This is a genomic window from Micromonospora sp. NPDC048905, assembly GCF_040649655.1.
Taxonomy (GTDB): domain Bacteria; phylum Actinomycetota; class Actinomycetes; order Mycobacteriales; family Micromonosporaceae; genus Micromonospora.
Window position 1 is genome coordinate 23,488 of the sequence record NZ_JBEZFV010000002.1, and the last position, 17,357, is coordinate 40,844.

At 71.7% G+C, this 17,357-nt stretch carries 18 protein-coding genes; 11 read left to right on the plus strand and 7 right to left on the minus strand.

All coding sequences use genetic code 11. The features are described 5' to 3' along the window. Window positions 1-30 precede the first annotated feature (30 nt). Window positions 31-852, minus strand: a complete 822-nt coding sequence (locus tag AB0C01_RS05050; RefSeq protein ID WP_357239541.1) for a sugar phosphate isomerase/epimerase family protein — start codon at window positions 850-852, stop codon at window positions 31-33. After that, entirely contained in the window at window positions 853-1,890 is a 1,038-nt protein-coding gene (locus AB0C01_RS05055; protein ID WP_357239544.1) for a zinc-binding dehydrogenase, read from the minus strand. 115 nt (window positions 1,891-2,005) lie between these two features. On the opposite strand from AB0C01_RS05055, the gene AB0C01_RS05060 reads away from it, so the two are divergent. The 4 genes from AB0C01_RS05060 to AB0C01_RS05075 are packed head-to-tail and all read left to right on the plus strand — an operon-like array spanning window position 2,006 to window position 5,882. Further along, entirely contained in the window at window positions 2,006-3,400 is a 1,395-nt protein-coding gene (locus AB0C01_RS05060; RefSeq protein ID WP_357570273.1) for an extracellular solute-binding protein, read from the plus strand. Beyond that, the gene (locus tag AB0C01_RS05065) at window positions 3,397-4,356 is read left to right on the plus strand and encodes a sugar ABC transporter permease (protein WP_357570274.1); all 960 of its coding nucleotides are present in this window, start codon (window positions 3,397-3,399) and stop codon (window positions 4,354-4,356) included. Before AB0C01_RS05060 ends, AB0C01_RS05065 begins: the two co-directional genes overlap by 4 nt. After that, a complete protein-coding gene (locus tag AB0C01_RS05070) occupies window positions 4,356-5,222 on the plus strand; it encodes a carbohydrate ABC transporter permease (RefSeq protein WP_357239552.1) in 867 nt (288 codons plus the stop codon). Before AB0C01_RS05065 ends, AB0C01_RS05070 begins: the two co-directional genes overlap by 1 nt. 54 nt (window positions 5,223-5,276) lie before the next feature. Next, window positions 5,277-5,882, plus strand: a complete 606-nt coding sequence (locus AB0C01_RS05075; protein WP_357239555.1) for a class I SAM-dependent methyltransferase — start codon at window positions 5,277-5,279, stop codon at window positions 5,880-5,882. Between the two features lie 28 nt (window positions 5,883-5,910). Here AB0C01_RS05075 and eccB read toward each other — a convergent pair whose 3' ends face one another. Beyond that, a complete protein-coding gene (gene eccB / locus AB0C01_RS05080; RefSeq protein WP_357570275.1) occupies window positions 5,911-7,287 on the minus strand; it encodes a type VII secretion protein EccB in 1,377 nt (458 codons plus the stop codon). A gap of 126 nt (window positions 7,288-7,413) precedes the next feature. On the opposite strand from eccB, the gene AB0C01_RS05085 reads away from it, so the two are divergent. Continuing rightward, a complete protein-coding gene (locus tag AB0C01_RS05085; RefSeq protein WP_357570276.1) occupies window positions 7,414-8,133 on the plus strand; it encodes a spermidine synthase in 720 nt (239 codons plus the stop codon). Window positions 8,134-8,349: 216 nt separating this feature from the next. Further along, window positions 8,350-8,526, plus strand: a complete 177-nt coding sequence (locus AB0C01_RS05090; protein WP_238644885.1) for a hypothetical protein — start codon at window positions 8,350-8,352, stop codon at window positions 8,524-8,526. Window positions 8,527-8,538: 12 nt separating this feature from the next. Here the strand turns inward: AB0C01_RS05090 and AB0C01_RS05095 are convergent, their stop codons facing one another. Further along, entirely contained in the window at window positions 8,539-10,341 is a 1,803-nt protein-coding gene (locus AB0C01_RS05095; RefSeq protein ID WP_357239564.1) for an acyl-CoA dehydrogenase, read from the minus strand. A 154-nt stretch (window positions 10,342-10,495) separates the two neighbouring features. Here AB0C01_RS05095 and AB0C01_RS05100 point away from each other — a divergent pair, with 154 nt between their 5' ends. From AB0C01_RS05100 to AB0C01_RS05115, 4 genes are all read left to right on the plus strand, one after another. Continuing rightward, the gene (locus AB0C01_RS05100; protein WP_357239567.1) at window positions 10,496-10,918 is read left to right on the plus strand and encodes an MmcQ/YjbR family DNA-binding protein; all 423 of its coding nucleotides are present in this window, start codon (window positions 10,496-10,498) and stop codon (window positions 10,916-10,918) included. 136 nt (window positions 10,919-11,054) lie between these two features. After that, window positions 11,055-11,654 (plus strand): DUF4291 domain-containing protein, encoded by a 600-nt coding sequence (locus tag AB0C01_RS05105; RefSeq protein WP_357570277.1) that lies wholly within the window; start codon window positions 11,055-11,057, stop codon window positions 11,652-11,654. Window positions 11,655-11,732: 78 nt separating this feature from the next. After that, window positions 11,733-12,113, plus strand: a complete 381-nt coding sequence (locus tag AB0C01_RS05110) for a VOC family protein (protein WP_357239573.1) — start codon at window positions 11,733-11,735, stop codon at window positions 12,111-12,113. Between the two features lie 37 nt (window positions 12,114-12,150). After that, entirely contained in the window at window positions 12,151-12,846 is a 696-nt protein-coding gene (locus tag AB0C01_RS05115) for an alpha/beta hydrolase (protein ID WP_357570278.1), read from the plus strand. A gap of 70 nt (window positions 12,847-12,916) precedes the next feature. Here AB0C01_RS05115 and AB0C01_RS05120 read toward each other — a convergent pair whose 3' ends face one another. From AB0C01_RS05120 to AB0C01_RS05130, 3 genes are all read right to left on the minus strand, one after another. Continuing rightward, a complete protein-coding gene (locus tag AB0C01_RS05120; protein ID WP_357570279.1) occupies window positions 12,917-14,293 on the minus strand; it encodes an MFS transporter in 1,377 nt (458 codons plus the stop codon). Then, window positions 14,290-14,907 (minus strand): helix-turn-helix domain-containing protein, encoded by a 618-nt coding sequence (locus AB0C01_RS05125; protein WP_357239583.1) that lies wholly within the window; start codon window positions 14,905-14,907, stop codon window positions 14,290-14,292. Before AB0C01_RS05125 ends, AB0C01_RS05120 begins: the two co-directional genes overlap by 4 nt. 92 nt (window positions 14,908-14,999) lie before the next feature. Continuing rightward, window positions 15,000-16,649, minus strand: a complete 1,650-nt coding sequence (locus AB0C01_RS05130) for an LLM class flavin-dependent oxidoreductase (protein WP_357570280.1) — start codon at window positions 16,647-16,649, stop codon at window positions 15,000-15,002. A 114-nt stretch (window positions 16,650-16,763) separates the two neighbouring features. Here AB0C01_RS05130 and AB0C01_RS05135 point away from each other — a divergent pair, with 114 nt between their 5' ends. After that, window positions 16,764-17,348 (plus strand): MarR family winged helix-turn-helix transcriptional regulator, encoded by a 585-nt coding sequence (locus AB0C01_RS05135; protein ID WP_357239589.1) that lies wholly within the window; start codon window positions 16,764-16,766, stop codon window positions 17,346-17,348. Window positions 17,349-17,357 lie beyond the last annotated feature (9 nt).

Here is a 17,357-nt window from a genome sequence, read left to right on the forward strand (position 1 = left end):
GGTCGGCATCGGCCGTCACACCTCCGGCGGTCACGCGGCGGCCTCGCGGGGCAGCGCGTGTCGCAGGACCGTCGCGGCCTGTTGCAGGGCACGGACCGGGTCGCCGCGCAGCCGACACTCCAACGCCAGCCAGCCCCGGTAGTCCAGCTCCAGCAGGGTCCGCACCAGTGCCGGCCAGTCCAGGTGCCCGGCGCCGGGCTGGAACCTGTTCGAGTCGCTGACCTGCACGTGCCCGAGGTACGGCGCGGCGCCCCGCAGCGCGCGGTGCATGTCGTCCTCCTCGATGTTCATGTGGAAGGTGTCGGCGACCACCCGGACCGACGGCATCCCGACGGCGGCGCAGAGCGCGACCGCCTCGTCGAGACGGTTGACCATGTGGTCCTCGTACCGGTTGAGGGGTTCGAGGAAGAGGGTGACCCCCTCGGCCCTGGCGTGCTCGCCCAACTGGCCGAGGGTGTCGAGGAGGACCTGCCGGTCGCCGGCGCGCGGACGCGGTGGCTCGAACGGTGGCAGCCGTCGGGAGAACATCCCCCAGGCCGCCGGGGTCATCACCCCGACGCCGCCCAGCTCGGCGATCACCGAGAGCTGCGAGCGCAGGTTACGGACGGCGTCGGCGGAACGGGCCGGGTCGAAGTCGCCGATGAAGTGATCCATCTCGACGCAGACGGTGGGCAGCACGACCCCGTCGGCGCGGGCCCGGCGCAGCTCCGGCAGCCGGTGGGCGAACGCGAGGTCTCCGCGTCCGCGTAGCTCGATGCCCTGGTAACCGAGGGCGGTCGCGAGCGCGAACTTCTGGGTCAGGTCGGTGCCCGGCAGGAGTTGTTCCTGACAGGCCAGCGCGATGGCGGTCATTTAGAACCTCAGCACCACTTGGAGGACGTCACCGGCGCCGCGATCGAGCAGCGCGAGGGCGTCGGCGACGGCGCTGGCGTCGACGATGTGGCTGACCAGCGGCATCGGGTCGAGGCTGTGCTCAGCCACCAGATCCATGAAGGTCTGCGCGACCCGGTCACCGGTCCACCGGCCGGCCATGCTCGGCGCGGGGGTGGGACCGGAGACCTGGGCGGCCACCAACTGGATGCGGTTGTGGTGGAACTCCTCGCCGAGGCCGAGCGCGTCGGCCTGGCCCTGGTAGAAGCCGGCGGCCACCACCCGGCCGGCGTGCGCGGTGGACCGGATCGCCTCGTGCAACGCCGGGTACGCGCCGGACAACTCCAGGCAGACGTCCGCGCCCCGACCGTCGGTGGCCAGACGTAGCACTGCCGCCGCGGATTCGGTGCGGGCGTCCACCGTGGATCGCGCCCCGTAGTCGGTGGCGTGTGTCAGCCGGCTGGGCACCGGGTCGACGGCCACCACCCGGGCGCCGGAGAGCACGGCGAGTCGGGTGGCGAGCAGCCCGATGACACCCTGCCCGAAGACGCCGACCCAGTCGCCGAGGTGCAGGTCACCGGCGAGTACGGCGGTCAGCGCGATGGCGCCGGGCCGGGCGAAGACGGCGGCGAGCGGGTCCAGCCCGGTGGGGAGTGGACGGACCGCGCCGGCGGCGAGCACCGCCTCGGCCCGGTGACCCCAGATGCCCCACACGAGTTGCCCCGGGCGCCGGTCGGTGACCTCCGGGGCGACCTCGACGATCTCGCCGACCTCTTCGTAGCCGAAGCCGATCAGCGGGTAGGGAACCGGGGTCTGCCGGGGGACGAACATCCGGGCGGTGTCGTCCCAGTCCTTGCTGAGCCGGGGATTGCTGCCCCGGTAGAGGGTCAGCTCGGTGCCGGCGGAGATGCCCGAGTAGCGGGTGCGGACCCGGACCTGACCGGGGCCGAGCGGATCTGGTGGGCAGGGCTCGAGGCTGATCCGTCGAGGCCCGGCGAGTGAGACGACCCAGTTGCCCATGTGTCACATCCCGGTTGCACTGGGCTCCAGGATAGCAAAAAATCGCCATATGTCTTGTCATTAATCTATCGATCGTGTTGAATCAGTCATGTACCCTTCGAGAGGAGTGCCACCGATGTCAGCACCTCCGAGGCGGATACTCGCCACCACCCTGATCATGGCACTGACTGCGTCCACCCTGCTGGCCTGCGGCGACGACCAATCAGACAGCAACAGCAAAAAGATCACCGTCTGGAGCCTGGAAGACGTCGCCGACCGGGTCACCGCCACCAAGGCGATCATCGCCGACTTCACCGCCAAGACCGGGATCCAGGTCGACCTCGTGACCGTCAACGAGGACCAGTTCCCCTCCCTGATCGCCGCCAACGCCGCCGCCGGCGACCTGCCCGACGTGGTCGGGTCGGTCTCCCTGGCCGGCATCCGTACGCTCGCCGGCAACGAGCTGCTGCACGCCTCGGCGAACGCGGAGGTCGTCGACAAGCTGGGCAAGCAGACGTTCTCCCCCCGGGCGTTGGAGCTGACCTCCGACGACGGCAAGCAGCTCTCCGTCCCCAGTGACGGGTGGGGTCAGCTGCTCGTCTACCGCAAGGACCTGTTCGCCGCCGCCGGCCTGCCCGCCCCGGACACGTACGAGCGGATCACCGACGCCGCGACGAAACTCAACACCGGCGGCGTCGCCGGGATCACCGCGGCGACCTCCGCCAGCGACGTGTTCACCCAGCAGACCTTCGAGCACCTGGCACTGGCCAACGGCTGCCAGCTCACCGACGACTCCGGAAAGGTCACCCTCGACTCACCCCAGTGCGTCGAGGCGATCCGCTTCTACGGCGACCTGATCCGCACCAGCTCGGTGAAGGGCGCCCAGGACGTGGACACCACCCGGGCCACCTACTTCGCCGGTAAGGCGGCCATGGTCATCTGGTCGCCCTTCATCCTCGACGAGTTGGCCGGGCTGCGCAACGACGCCAAGCCGACCTGCCCACAGTGTCAGACCGACCCTGCGTTCCTCGCGAAGAACAGCGGGTTCGTGACCGCGATCAAGGGTCCGAACGGCACCGAGCCGGCGCAGTACGGCGAGATCAGCTCGTGGGCGGTGCTCGACGGCGCGGTGACCGACCCGGCGAAATCCTTCGTGGAGTACATGCTCAGCGACGGCTACCCGCGATGGTTCGGCATGTCCCCCGAGGGGCGCTTCCCGGTGCGCAAGGGCACCACGGCCGAGCCCGAGGCGTACCTGACGGCCTGGAACACCAGCCAGGCCGGCGTGGACGCGAAGAAGCCCCTCGCCGACGTGTTCGGCGAGGAGGTGCTCGCCACCCTGCGCCGCAGTCCGGACACCTTCCAGCGGTGGGGGCTCACCCAGGGGCAGGGCAAGCTGGTCGGCGCCATGCTCGGTGAGCTACCGGTACCCAAGGCGCTGACCGACGTCTACTCCGGCAAGTCCGACGCCGCGGCCGCCGCCGGCCGGGCCAAGAAGGACGTGGAAGCCATCAAGGCGGGCGTCAATTGACCACCACCGCGCCCGAGACCGGCCGCTCCCCCAACCGGGAGCGGCCGGGACGGGCCGGCCGCCGTCGCCCACTGACCCTGCGCCGCCGCGAGTCCCGTGCCGGGCTCGCGCTCGTCGCACCGACACTGCTCGTCACCCTCGCGGTCATCGGTATCCCGATCGTGTGGACCGTGGTGCTCGCCTTCCAGCGGGTCCGGCTCGCCACGTTGCGCAAGACCGGCCTGTTCGGCGAGTTCAGCATGGACAACTTCGACCGGGTGCTGCACACCCCCGGCTTCGCCGAGACGCTGTGGGTGACGCTGATCTACAGCATCGGCGGCACCGTCGGGTCGATCCTGCTCGGACTGGTGGCCGCGCTTGTCGTCCGCCGACCGTTCCGGGGCCGCACGCTGGTCCGGGCATCCATGCTGCTGCCGTACGTGGCACCGGTCGTCGCGGTGACGTTCGTGTGGCAGGTGATGCTCGACCCGCAGCTCGGCATCGTCAACGCGTGGGGCCAACGCCTGCTGGGCTGGGACGCTCCGGTTCCGTTCCTGTCGCAGGAGTCGACCGCCCTGACCACCGTCATCGCCTTCGAGGCGTGGCGGTACTTCCCGTTCGCGTTCCTGTTCCTGCTGGCCCGGCTCCAGGCGGTGCCCGGTGAGTTGGAGGAAGCCGCCCGGGTCGACGGCGCGACCCCCACCCAGCGGTTCCGCCACATCCTGCTGCCCCAACTGCTGCCGGTGATCGCCCTGCTGGGCGTGCTGCGTTTCATCATGACGTTCAACAAGTTCGACGACGTCTACCTGCTCACCGGTGGCGCCGCCGGCACCGAGGTGGTCAGCGTCCGGGTGTACGAGTTCCTCACCGCGCGCACCGACATCGGCGCGGCCTCCGCGCAGGCGGTCGTGCTGGCCGTGGTGCTCATCGTGTTCGTGGTGATCTATCTGCGCTTCTTCGGACGGAGGGTGAGTTGATGGACCGGGACATGGTCGAGACGGTCAGCCTGCGTTGGCTTCGCCGCCTGGTGATCGCCGTGTTCCTGGTGGTCACCGTCTTCCCCTTCTACTACATGCTGGTGCTCTCGGTACGCCCCATCGAGCAGTTGCTGCTCGACCCCGGCGCGCTGCTCGTCGGCTTCGGTGAACTGACCGTGGCCACGTACGCCGAGGTCCTCAAGGCCACCGCCGACGGGGGCCAGGGGTTCCTCACCTTCATCCGCAACAGCGGACTGGTCGCGGTCGCGGCGACCGTGCTCACCCTGCTGGTGGCGATCCCCGGCGCGTACGCGGTGGCCCGGCTGCGGTTCTTCGGCCGGCGGCAGGTCGACTTCCTGTTCCTGGCGGTCTACCTGTTCCCGTCGATCGTCATCGCGATTCCCCTGTTCGTGGCGTTCAGCCTCGTCGACCTGCGCGGCTCGCTGTTCGGCCTGGTGCTGGTCTACATCTCGCAGACGCTGCCGGTGTCGGTCTACATGCTGCGCAACTACTTCGAGACGATCCCGGTCAGTCTGGAGGAGTCCGCCGCCATCGACGGTGCCGGTCGACTCGGCATCATCCGCCGCGTCAGCCTGCCCCTCGCGATGCCGTCGATCATGGCGGTCGCGCTCTACGACTTCATGATCGCCTGGAACGAGTTTCTCTTCGCCCTGCTGTTCCTGATCGACAAACCCAACCGGTGGACGGTGTCGCTGGGGCTGTCGCTGCTCTCCGACGGGGTGGAGGTGCCCAAGACGGTGCTGATGGCCGGGTCCGTCGTCCTCACCCTGCCCATCGTGATCCTCTTCTTCGCCAGCGAGCGGCTGCTCACCGAGGGCCTGACCAGCGGCGCGGAGAAGGGATGACCGTCTCCCCCGGGTCACCGGCCGCGCCCCCACCGGCCCGGATACGGTGGCCTCATGGCCAACCCGACCCGCTGGGCGACCGACACCGGCCCCGAGCACTCGCAGTGGTACATCGACCGGTTTCGGAAACTCGCGGCCGAGGGCGCCGACCTGGCCGGCGAGGCCCGACTGGTGGACACCCTCGTCGCGCCCGGCTCCCGGATCCTCGACGCCGGCAGCGGCACGGGCCGGGTCGGTGCCGCGCTGGCCCAGCGCGGACACACCGTGGTCGGGGTGGACGCCGACCCCGCCCTGGTGGCTGCCGCCCGCGCCGACTATCCCGGCCCGACCTGGCTGGTCGCCGACCTGGCCGAGCTGGACCTGCCGGCGATGGGTGAGGCGGAGCCGTTCGACGCGGCGGTGCTGGCCGGCAACGTCCTCGCCTTCGTCGCCGTCGGCACCGAACCGGAGGTGCTGCGCCGGGTCGCCCTGCACCTGCGGCCCGACGGTGTGCTGACCGTCGGCTTCGGCACCGAGCGTGGCTACCCCCTCACCGCCTTCGACGCCGACGCGGTGGCCGCCGGCCTGCGGGTGGAGCAGCGCTTCGCCACCTGGGACCTGCGCCCGTGGCGCGACGACGCGCCGTTCGCGGTCAGCATCCTGCGCCGTCCGGCCGACTGACACCCGACCCGGCCCCGGTCGGGCGGCGTCAGTCGGGGGCGGCGACGGCCCGAGCGGCGGCCGGGTCCAGGGTGGCGCCGGCGGGCACCAGGCTGACCAGCCCCGCGGGCAGCCGCACCGGGCGTACCCCGCGATAGCCGAGCATCGGCAGCACCTCCCGGTCCGCCAGCACGTACCGTCGGCCCAGGTCGGTGACCACGGACACCGCGCCGCCGGACGCGCCGGGCGCCGCGGCGGCCTCGACCACCGCGCCGCGACCCGGCTCCACCACCACGTGGTCGGCCAGGACCGCGCCGTCGGCGGGCGCGGTCCGCGGCGTGGCCGCCAGGTCCCGCAGCGGTACGCCCCAGCGCACCTCGGCAACCCCGCCGTCGTCGGCGACCCGGGCGCAGAGGTCCCCCCCGTCGCCGGCCGCGAGCCGGGGCGGGGTCGGCGGCGGGGCGTACGCGCCACTCGGTGCGAGGTCGGGCACCGTGGGCAGCGCGGCGAAACGACCCAACGTCATCGGCACCGGCTCACCCTGCCCGGTGCGCGCCAGCAACAGCCCGGCCTGCAACTCGGTGATGCCGGCCAGGCCGGCGTCGACGGCCACCGCGTACTGCCGACCGCCACCGGAGTTGCTCACCAGGTAGACCGTGCCGATCGCGGCGTCCGGCACCTGGGTGGCCGGCTGGCCCAGCCCGGGCAGTTCGAGCGGGGCGAGGTCGCTGCCGGCGGGCAGGGAGTTGAGCAGGGCGGGTGCCACCGCCACCGCCTGCGCGCGGGTGGTGGCGAGCGCCGCCAGCACCCGGCTGGGATCGCGGACGAGGTAGCGCCGCTGGTGCCAGACCAGGTGCAGCCCGCCGTCGGGGTGCCGCAGCAGCAACGCCTCGTCGCCCAGCAGTCGGCCGCCGTCGGGCTCGGTGCCGATCAGCAGAGCGGAGCGGGGCGCCTCGCCCGCCGGGGCCGTCGAGCAGACGGTCCACGCCGCCGTGGCCAGCCGACCGGGTGCGGGCAGCGAGTCCGGCGCGTCGGCGATACCCAGCGGCAGCCCGCGCGGGACGCCGTCGATCGTGCGTCGGGAGACCAGCACGGTCTTGGACTGGTCCGCGCCGACGATCAGCAGCGCTGAGGCGTAGTTGAGCACCGGGTGCAGCTTCTGCTCGCGGTAGACGAACCGCGCGCCGGACTCCTTCTCCACGATCACCGCACCCGGGTCGCGCCAACCCTTGCCGCCCCCGGCGAACAGGCCGTAGAGCGCGAAGCCGCCGAGCCCGATCGCCGCGACCAGGACGCTGGCCAGGCCGGCGCCGGCCAGCCGCCGAAACGGCGACTGCGCGGGATCGGTCTCGCGCATGACCAGAGCGGCGACCGCCCGCTGGACGCTGAACTGGTAGGAGTGCAGCTGGTCCTGCCGCGACGGCATGAGGTCCCTTCCGGTGGGTCGGCCGGGGCACAGAATATGCGGTGCGTCGATGTCTCGGGACCCTGCGTGTCCGGCTCGGGGCAACCGGTACCATCCGGGGACGAATCCGGCGGCGAGAGGGCACCCGTGGGCGCGCGTTTCGAGGAGCTGGCCTGGCGGGAGACCCCGATCGGCGCGATCAGCCTGCGCCGACGCCGGGATCCGGCCCTCCAGGTCGAGGTGTACGAGGTCAAACTCGACGACGAGTACCTGATGTCCAGCCTGTTCCCGGTCGCGGAGATCGAGCTGGCCCGGCTGGGTCTCGCCGCGGTGGCCGGCGACTCGCTCGACGTGGTGGTCGGTGGTCTCGGGCTGGGCTACACCGCCTGCGCGGCGCTGGGCGACCCACGGGTGCGTTCGCTGCTGGTGGTGGAGGCGATCGAGGACGTGATCGACTGGCACCGTCGGGGTCTGCTGCCGTTCGCGGCGGGGCTCGCCGAGGACCCCCGGACCCGGTTCGTGCAGGCCGACTTCTTCGCCGCGGTGGCCGGTGACGTCGGCTTCGACGCCGAGGCACCCGGGCGGCGGTTCGACGCCGTGCTGCTCGACGTCGACCACTCCCCGCGCAACGTCCTGCACCCCAGTCACGCGGCGTTCTACCCGCCGGCCGGGCTGCGTCGGCTGGCCGCCCTGCTGCGGCCCGAGGGGATTTTCTCGCTCTGGTCGGACGACCCGCCGGACACCGAGTTCACCGCGGCGCTCGCCGAGGTGTTCGTGGACGTGCAGGCGCACGTCGTGCCGTTCGCCAACCCGCTGACCGGCGGCGAGTCCGCGAACACGGTCTACGTGGCGCGCACCGAGGGCTGAACCGGCCGGGCCGACATGCCCACCGGCCCAGCCCCCCTTGATCGACTCGGTTTTCCGGCGATCGGGCCATCCCTGCGTCCTGGACACCCCGACAGCACGGAACCCGAGTCGATCGGCAGCAACGCATCGCACCTCGCGCGGGCATGGTGGCGGCCAGATCGGGAAAGGTCACACCGTGCCCGCCGCACCAGGCGCGGCCGGTTACCGGAGGTAGACATGCGTGCGCTGCTCTGGGTCGTCGGCGTGGTCGCCGGCGTGCTGATCCTGCTCGGGCTGATCCTCGAGGCCGTCCGCTGGCTGATCATCATCGGCCTGATCGCGCTGGTGATCGTGATCATCCTGGGTGTGGTCAAGGGCCGGCAGGCGATGCAGCACCAGAACCGCCGACGCTGACAGCTGACCCGGTCAGAACCAGTCCGGGCGCATGTCGAGGGTGGTGCGGTCCCGGCTGTCCAGCAGGTCGAACTGCGGACCGGTGCGGGGCAACTCGACCCGGAAGAAGTAGCGCGCCGCCTGGCGCTTGCCGGCGTGGAACGCGTCGCCGGCCTCCTCCGGCGGCAGCGCCAGCACCTGCTCCAACCACATCCACGCGATCACGACGTGCCCGACCGCCTCCAGATAGGCGGTGGCGTTGGCCAGGGCGGACACCGGGTCACCGTCGGCCCACAGCCGACGGGTGACCGCGGTTGTCCGGTCCACCGCGGCGGCCAGCCGGTCCGCCAGATCGGCCGCCTCGCCGCCGACCTTTCGGCCCCGCTCGACCGTGTCGCCGATCGTCGCGGTCAGCTCGGCGAGGCCGGCGCCGCCCCGCATGGTCATCTTGCGGCCCAGCAGATCCAACGCCTGGATGCCGTGGGTGCCCTCGTGGATCGGGTTGAGCCGGTTGTCCCGGTAGTGCTGCTCCACGTCGTGATCACGGGTGTACCCGGCGCCCCCGAGCACCTGGATCGCCAGGTCGTTGGCATGCAGGCACCACTGCGACGGCCAACTCTTCGTGATCGGGGTGAGCACGTCCAGCAGCAGGTGCGCGCGCTCGCGGTCCGCCTCGGCGGGAGCGGTGTGCTGCTCGTCGAGCAGCCGCGCGCAGTAGAGCACCAGCGCCAGCGCTCCCTCCACGTAGCTCTTCTGCGCCAGCAGCATCCGTCGTACGTCGGGGTGGTCGATGATCGGTACCTGCGCCGTGGCCGGGTCCTTCGCGCCGACCGGGCGGCCCTGCGGTCGCTCCCTGGCGTACGCCAGGCTCTTGAGATACCCGGTGTAACCCAGCGCGGTGGCGCCGGCCCCGACCCCGATCCGGGCCTCGTTCATCATGTGGAACATCTGGGCCAGCCCCTGGTGCGGCGGACCGACCAGGTGGCCGACCGCACCGGCGCGGCCGCCCGGGGTGTGCCCGCCGTCGCCGAAGTTGAGCAGGGTGTTCGTGGTGCCCCGGAAACCCATCTTGTGGTTGAGCCCGGCCAACACGACGTCGTTGCGGTCGCCGAGCGACCCGTCCGCGCCGACCAGCACCTTGGGCACGATGAACAGCGAGATGCCCTTGACGCCGGGTGGGCCGCCGGGGATCCGCGCCAGCACCAGGTGCACGATGTTCTCGGCCAGCTCGTGATCGCCACCGGAGATCCACATCTTGGTGCCGAACACTCGGTACGTGCCGTCCGCCTGGGGCTCCGCCCGGGTGGTGATGTCGGCCAGTGAGCTGCCCGCGTGCGGCTCGGACAGGCACATGGTGCCGAAGAACCGGCCGTCGAGCATGGGCCGGACGTACGTGTCCACCTGGTCGGCACTGCCGTGCGCCAGCAGCAGGTTGGCGTTGCCCAGGGTGAGGAACGGGTACGCGGAGGTGGCCACGTTGGCCGCCTGGAACCAGGTGAAGCAGGCCGCCGCGACGGCGTGCGGCAGTTGCAGGCCGCCGACCGAGGCGTCCAGCCCGGCGGTGAGCAGGCCGGTCTCGGCGAAACTGTCAAGGGCCGCGCGCACCTGCGGGATCAGCCGCACCCGCTGCCCGTCGAAGGTGGGTTCGGTGAGGTCGGCGGCGCGGTTGTGCGGGGCGAACTGCTCGGTGGCCACCCGCTCGGCGAGGTCGAGGGCGTCGTCGAAGGTCTCCCGGGAGTGCTCGGCGTAGCGGGGACGCTCCACGAGTTCGGACACCCGCAGCCACTCGTGCAGCAGGAAGTCGAGGTCACGGCGGGAGAGCAGGGTGGACGGCACGGCACTCCTCAGCGGGCACGGGGGCGGGTCGGGCCGGGGCGACGGCCCACGGTCGCCCCGGCCCATCCTGGCCGATCGACCGGGCGCGCACCACCGGCGCGGGTGGGGTTCCACGAGCGGAACTTGTCACACCGACCGCCTAGTGTCGGTGCCCGTGACCGCACCTGGAGACGTCCCACCCGAGGTCCTCGACCGGCTGCGGCCGATCTGCCTGGGGCTGCCGGAGACCTACGAGGAGCCTGCCTGGGTGGGTATCCGCTGGCGGATCCGCAAGCGGACCATCGCCCACGTGCGCAGCATCGACCCCGATCGCCAGCCGGTCCACGCACCTGCCGCCGCACTCGACGAGCCCGCCTGCCTGCTGACCTTCCGGTCACCACTCGACGAGATCGCCGGGCTCCTCGGCGCCGGGCACCCCTTCTACAAACCGGAGTGGAGTCCGAACGTGATGGGCATGATCCTGGGCGACGACACCGACTGGGAGGAGGTGGGCGAGTTGCTCACCGAGAGCTACCGCATCATGGCCCCGAAGCGGCTCGCCGCCCAGGTCGGTCCCCCGGTGCCGCCGGTCGGCTGAGCGCCGGCAGCACCCGGTGGCGAGCGGTTTCGCCGATCGGGGCCGGCCGGTCGAGGCGCTGCCGCCGGACCGGGATCCCCGCCCTGGCGACGAAATCAGGTGGAGCGGGTGCGGTCCGAGGGACGACGATCGCGGCGTGTCCATTCCCGTCCGCGAGATCCGTGCCCGTTACTCGGCCGACACGATCACCGTGTACCAGGCGTACCCACCGGAGATCGCGCTGCCGGCGGTGGCGGCCGGTCGGCTCGTGGCCCCCTTCAAGCGGGAGCGGATGACCTGGATCAAGCCCTCCTTCCGGTGGATGATGTACCGGTGCGGCTGGGCCACCAAGCCCGGCCAGGAACGCGTGCTGTCCATCGACATCACCCGAGAGGGCTTCGAGTGGGCGCTGGCGCGGGCCTGTCTGAGTCACTACGACCGGGGCCTGCACGGTGACCGGGCGGCGTGGTCGCGACACCTCAGGACCAGCCCGGTACGCGTGCAGTGGGATCCGGAACGGACACTGCACCTGAGCGCGTTGCCGTACCGGTCGTTGCAGGTGGGACTCTCCGGCGAAGCTGTCGCCCGCTACGTCGACGACTGGACGGTCAGCGTCACGGACATCACCGCCACCGTCCACCGTGTACGGGACCTGGTTCGGGCAGCTGACGTCCGCGCGGCGACAGAGCACCTGCCGGTCGAACGGAGCTATCCACTGCCGACGCCGATCGCGGCCCACCTCGGTGCCAGCGGGTGATCGCCCGGTGGTCGCCGGCAGTCGGGTGCCAGGTGCCGCGTCGCGCGGCACGCGGGAATCCTCGATATCCTGTCCGCCATGCATCGAAGCCGCGTGTACGCACTGCTGATCGACGCCCCCGAGGCGGAGGCGACCCAGGCGGCGGAGTTCTGGTCGGCGGCACTCGGCGTCAGCACCCGGTCCGATCCGGCGGAACCACAGTTCGTCGACCTGCACGAGGCCCTGCCGGGGCTGGTCACCGCCGTGCAGGCGGTGGATGACGCGCCGCGCTTCCACCTCGACATCGAGACCGACGACGTGTCGGCCGAGACCGCACGGTTGATCGGTCTGGGTGCCACCGAGGTGTCGCAGTGGCTTGAGTGTCGGGTCCTGCGGGCACCCGGTGGGCACCTCCTGTGCGTGTTGCCGGTGGCGAGTCCGCCGGAGGTCTTCGCGGCGGAGTCCCGCACCTGGCCCTGAAGCCGGGCTGTCACAGGCCGACGTTAGGGTCCCGGCCATGGCTGATTTCGTGTTGGTGGCAGGGGCGTGGCTGGGGTCGTGGGCATGGGACGAGGTGGTGCCACCACTGCGTGCGGCCGGGCACGACACCTACCCGTTGACGCTCTCCGGCCTCGCCGAGCGGCAGGGTGTGGCCGCTGGCCAGCAGACCCACGTACGCGACATCGTCGACGAGGTCGAGCGCCGCGACCTGCGCGACGTGGTGCTGGTCGGGCACAGCTACTCGGGCATCCCGGTTGGTCAGGCCGCCGGGCGGATCGGCGACCGGCTGACCAGGGTGGTCTTCGTCGACTCGGAGGTGCCGGTCGACGGCGCGTCGTTCGTGTCCGCGTGGTGGCAGGGGCCGGCGGCGCTGGAGTCGGTGCTCGCCGACAACGGCGGCAGTTGGCCGCCGCTCGGTGCGGCCGACTTCGACGGTCAGGGGCTCACCGACGAGCAGGTCACCCGCCTGGTCGACGGCTCCACGCCGCACCCGGGCGCCACGCTGAGCGAGCCGGCCGTGCTGACCCGGCCGCTGGGCGAGCTTCCGGCGACGTACATCAAGTGCCTGCTCGACGGGCCCGAGCCCAACGAGACCGTGGCCAAGCTGCTGACCAGCGACCAGTGGCGACTCGCCACGATGGCCACCGGTCACTGGCCGATGATCTCCCAGCCCACCGAGTTGGCCGAGCTGTTGCTGGCACAAACCAGCTGACCGGCGCACCGGACGTCCGCCCCCGCAGCCGATTACGGCCCCGGCGGTCCGGGCGAGCCAGCCGGGCCGGTCAGGCCGTCTGGTCGTCGAGTGTCCTGATGTGGCGCACCGGCGACGCGAGCAGCCAGAGCACGGCGAGCACACCACCCAGGCCCGCGACGACCAGGGTCGGTCGAAGTCCGATGGTGGTGCCCAACGCGCCACCGACAAGCGCGCCGAGCGGTCGGATGCCGTAGTTGACCGCGCTGTACGCACCGGCGCGGCGTCCTCGCGCGTCGTCGGGAGTCACGGCGGTGAGGAGGGCGTTGAGGTTGACGTCCATCAGCATCACCCCAAAGCTGGAGACCAACTCGATGGCCGCCAGCATGGCGACCTTCGTCCACGTGGAGCCGGACACCAGCGCGGTCAGCGCCAGCGGCGCGGGGAAGAGCACGACGCCGATCATGGCGGTACGCCCCAGTCCGATGGCACGCGAGATCCGTGGTGCGAGTGCCGCGCCCGCGAGCCCGCCGACCGCCCCGAATCCGAGGGCGACGCCGATCGCGCCGGCCGACAGGTCAAGTTCACGGCTGGCGTAGAGCACCAGCAACGCGCCGGAGATGAAGGTGAAGAAGTTGACGGTGCTGGTGCAGCCGAGCGCGGCCCGCAGCACCGGATGCCGCACCACCAGCACGAGCCCCTCGCGGACCAGGCCGAGAGTGGACGTCCGACGTGGCGGCGGAGGCGGCTCGGTCACCGGGATGCGGCTGAGCAGCAGCGCGGAGCCGAGGAACGACACCGCGTCGACGACTATCGCGGCCGGTGCGCTCAGCGCCTGGACCAGTCCACCGCCGACGGCCGGCCCGGCGAGGAACGAGAGTGACCGGCTCATGCTCAGCTTGCTGTTCGCGTCCACGTACGCCGATCGCGGCACCAGGGCCACGAAGAACGCCTGACGCGCCATGGCGAACAGCACCGCGCCGGTACCGGTGAGCAGTGCCACCAGGTAGAGCTGGGCGAGGGTCACCGCACCGAACAGGTAGGCCACCGGCAGGCTGAGCAGGACGGCGCCCCGGATCAGGTCCGCGATGATCAGGAGTCGCCGCTTGTGGGTGCGCTGGTCCACCCAGGCGCCGAGGAACAGGCCCAGCAGGTTGGGCAGCCAGATCAACGCGGTGAGGACGCTGACCTGCACGGGCGTCGCGGTGAGCAGGGTGACGGCGATCAGTGGCAAGGCCAGTTCGCTGATCCGGTCACCGAAATCGGAGATCGTCTGACCGATCCAGAAGGTACGGAAGCGCCGGTCCCGTCGCAGCACCGGCGGGGACACCGCGCCGGCGGCGCGCTCGGTCTCGGGGCCGGCGGCGCGCTCGGTCTCGGGGCCGGCGGCGCGCTCGGTCTCGGGGCCGGCGGCGCGCTCGGTCTCGGGGCCGGCGGCGCGCTCGGTGTCGGCGCCGGTGGTGTTCACGACGCGGCCGGGTCGTCGCCGGCCTGGGCCGGGTCGTCGTCGCCGGCCTCGGGCAGGAGGTAGCGCAGCATCCGGACGATCCGCGCGCCGTCCGGGGCGGATTCCTCCTTGCGCCGCACGTACGGGGCGATCAGCTCCTCGATCGACTCCTCAAGCTGTCGCAACTCGTCGGCGGTGGCCACGAACCGGGTGTCGGCGATGCCGGCCAGAGCACGCCACTCGGGGTCCAGCCGGGCTTCCTCGCGCAACAGCCACTGCTGTGGCGCGTCGGCGTTGCGGGCGAACATCTCGCCGCGCAGCTGGTGACTGGCGGACTGCCCCTCGACGCTGTCGGGCACGGTGAAACGGAAGCCCCGGGCGACGGCCTGCCACCAGCGTTCCCGTTTGCTGGTGGCGCCGTCCCAGTCGGTGACCAGCCCGAACGTCGCGAGGTGCCGCAGGTGCCAACTGACCACCGACGGTGTCGCGCCGACGTGCGGCGACAGCCCGGTCGCCGTGGCCGGGCCGTGCCGCTGAAGGTGTTCGAGGATCGCCAGCCGCACCGGATGGGCCAGTGCCCGCAACGCCTGCGGCTCGGTGATCTCGAAATCCCCGTACGGGTTCGTGAGAGACATGTTTCGAAAGTAGTCTCTCACGTCAGACTCGGCAACCCCGGACCCCGGCCACGGGCCGGGGCCACGGGCCGGGGCCACGGGACCCGTGACGATCAGGCGATGCCCAACCGCGCCAACGGCTCGACCAGCTCCCGCTCCTCGTAGCTCAGGTGCGACAGCAGGGCGTCGGTCAGCAGGTCCACCGCCGCCCGCAGCTCGGCGAGACCGTCCGGGGACCCGACGTACGCGACCAGGGCCTGGTCCACGCCCTCCAACACGTCGTGGATGACGTGGTGCTCCCGCTCCAGCCGGTCGACGACCGGGCCGAGTCGGGGGTCGCGTGCCCGCAACCGAGGAAACAACGACTGGTCCTCGATGGTGTGGTGGGTGGTGACGATCCGGCAGTACGACTCGCAGTAGACGCCGAGCGTCCAGCGGTTCTGGCGCATGGTCATGGTGTTGATGTGGGAGCGGGCCGCGCCGGCGTCAATCTCACCGGCCGCCACCTGCTCGATCAGATCGTGAATCTGGGCCAGCTCCGCACGCAGGCCGTCGTGGACCTGCACCAGGTGCGCCCCGGTGGCCTGCTCGTGCGGGGTGTAGGTGCGGTCCGGGTCGGGCGTGGGTCCGGTCGGCCGGGTCGACTCGTCCCAGACCTGCTGGTCGCTGCGCCGCACGCCGTCGTCAGGGGTCGGCACCACGGCGAACGCTCCCCCGGTCACGGTCGCCCGGCTCGGCCGCACCGCCGGCTCCGGCTCGCGCTCCGGCTCCGACGCACGCGAAGACTCCGACGCACGCGATGACTCCGACGCGGACGAGGACCCCGGCGCACGCGAGGACTCCGGCGCGCGCTCCGACTCCGGTGCCGCACCGCGATCACGCTCGGCCGCGACCAGTTCACGAACCGCCGGAGCCACCTCGCCGGCGAACCGGCGCAGGTCGTCGGGATCGTCGCTGCCGAGGATGAAGGTGCTGACACCCTCTTCCAGCGCCAACTCGGCCAGTTCCCGCGCCCACTGCTCGGCGGGTCCGTTCAGTGCTCCGCGCCCGACGGCCGAGAACTGTCCCGAGATGTTGAGCAACCGGCGGACGTCCTGCGGTGACCGGCCGGCCTCCCGGGCGGCGTCGTCGATCGTCGCGTTGCCCTTGGTCAGGTCGCCCGGCTGGAGATAGGTCAGCGACGGCAGCCATCCGTCGGCCCGGCGACCGGTGAGCTGGAGCATCCGGGGCTTGTACGCGCCCAGCCAGATCGGCACCGCGTGGGCCGGCGCCGGTCCACGCTTGGCGCCTCGCACCCGGTAGAACTCACCATCGACACGGACGCCGCCGCGCGCCTCGGCGTCCCAGACCTGGCGGATGATCTCGATGGCCTCCTCCAACGCGCGTACGCCCTGGCCGGGGGTCAGGCGTCGTCCGCCCATCGCCTCGATGGCGTCCCAGAACGCTCCCGCGCCGAGGCCCAGACCGACCCGGCCGCCGCTGAGCAGGTCCAGGCTGGCCACACTGCGGGCGAGCACCGCCGGTGGGCGCAGGGGCAGGTTTGTCACGTTCGCCGCCACGTGCACGCGGCTGGTCCGGGCCGCGACGAAGCTCAGCAGGGTCCAGGTGTCCAGGAACGCGGGCTGGTACGGGTGGTCCTGGAAGGTGACCAGGTCCAGCCCGACCTGCTCGGTCAGGACGGCGAGGTCGACCGTGCGGGCCGGGTTGTCACCGCTGGGGGTGACGAACGATCCGAAGACCAGGTCATGGCCGTAGTCGCTCATCTGCGAGCCTCCCGATTCACGCGACGCCTCGAACGATGCGTCGTGACAACAACCTTATGTCACACAGAACATCTCCTGCCAACAAGATCTGTGTCACTGCGCTATTGTCGGGGAATGACGGGTGCCCCTCACCGGCCGGACCGGCCCGATCCGCTCGACGACGACCTGGGCTGGATGCTCGGGATCGTCTTCCGCGGCTACGTCCGGGCGGCCGAGCACGCGCTCACCGACTTCCCCGGCGGTCCCCGCGGCTACCAGGTGCTCACTGCGGCGATCACCGGGCCGGCCCGAAACCAGGGTGCGATCGCGGAGGAGCTCGGCATCGACCGCACCGTCCTCACGTACCTGATCGACGACCTGGAACGGCCCGGGTTCGTCGCCCGTCGGGCGGACCCGGCAGACCGACGTAACCGGCTCGTCGACGTCACCGACGTTGGCCGCGGCGCCTGGGAGCAACGGCGTCTGGCGCTACGACACGTCGAGTCGCACCTGCTGGGGACGCTCACGCCGGCCGAGTCGGCGACGCTGCGGGCACTGCTCCAGCGGGTCGCCTGCTCGGCCCAGGCGATGGACCCGCTGCGTGACCTCTGCGAGGCGGTGTCGCAGGTGCAACCCACGCCAGCGTCGAACCAGACCGAGGCCCCGGCCGGCCGCGGGCGCGGCGCCGCCCTCCGGGGCCGGCGCCGCAGCACCGACTGACCCCGACAA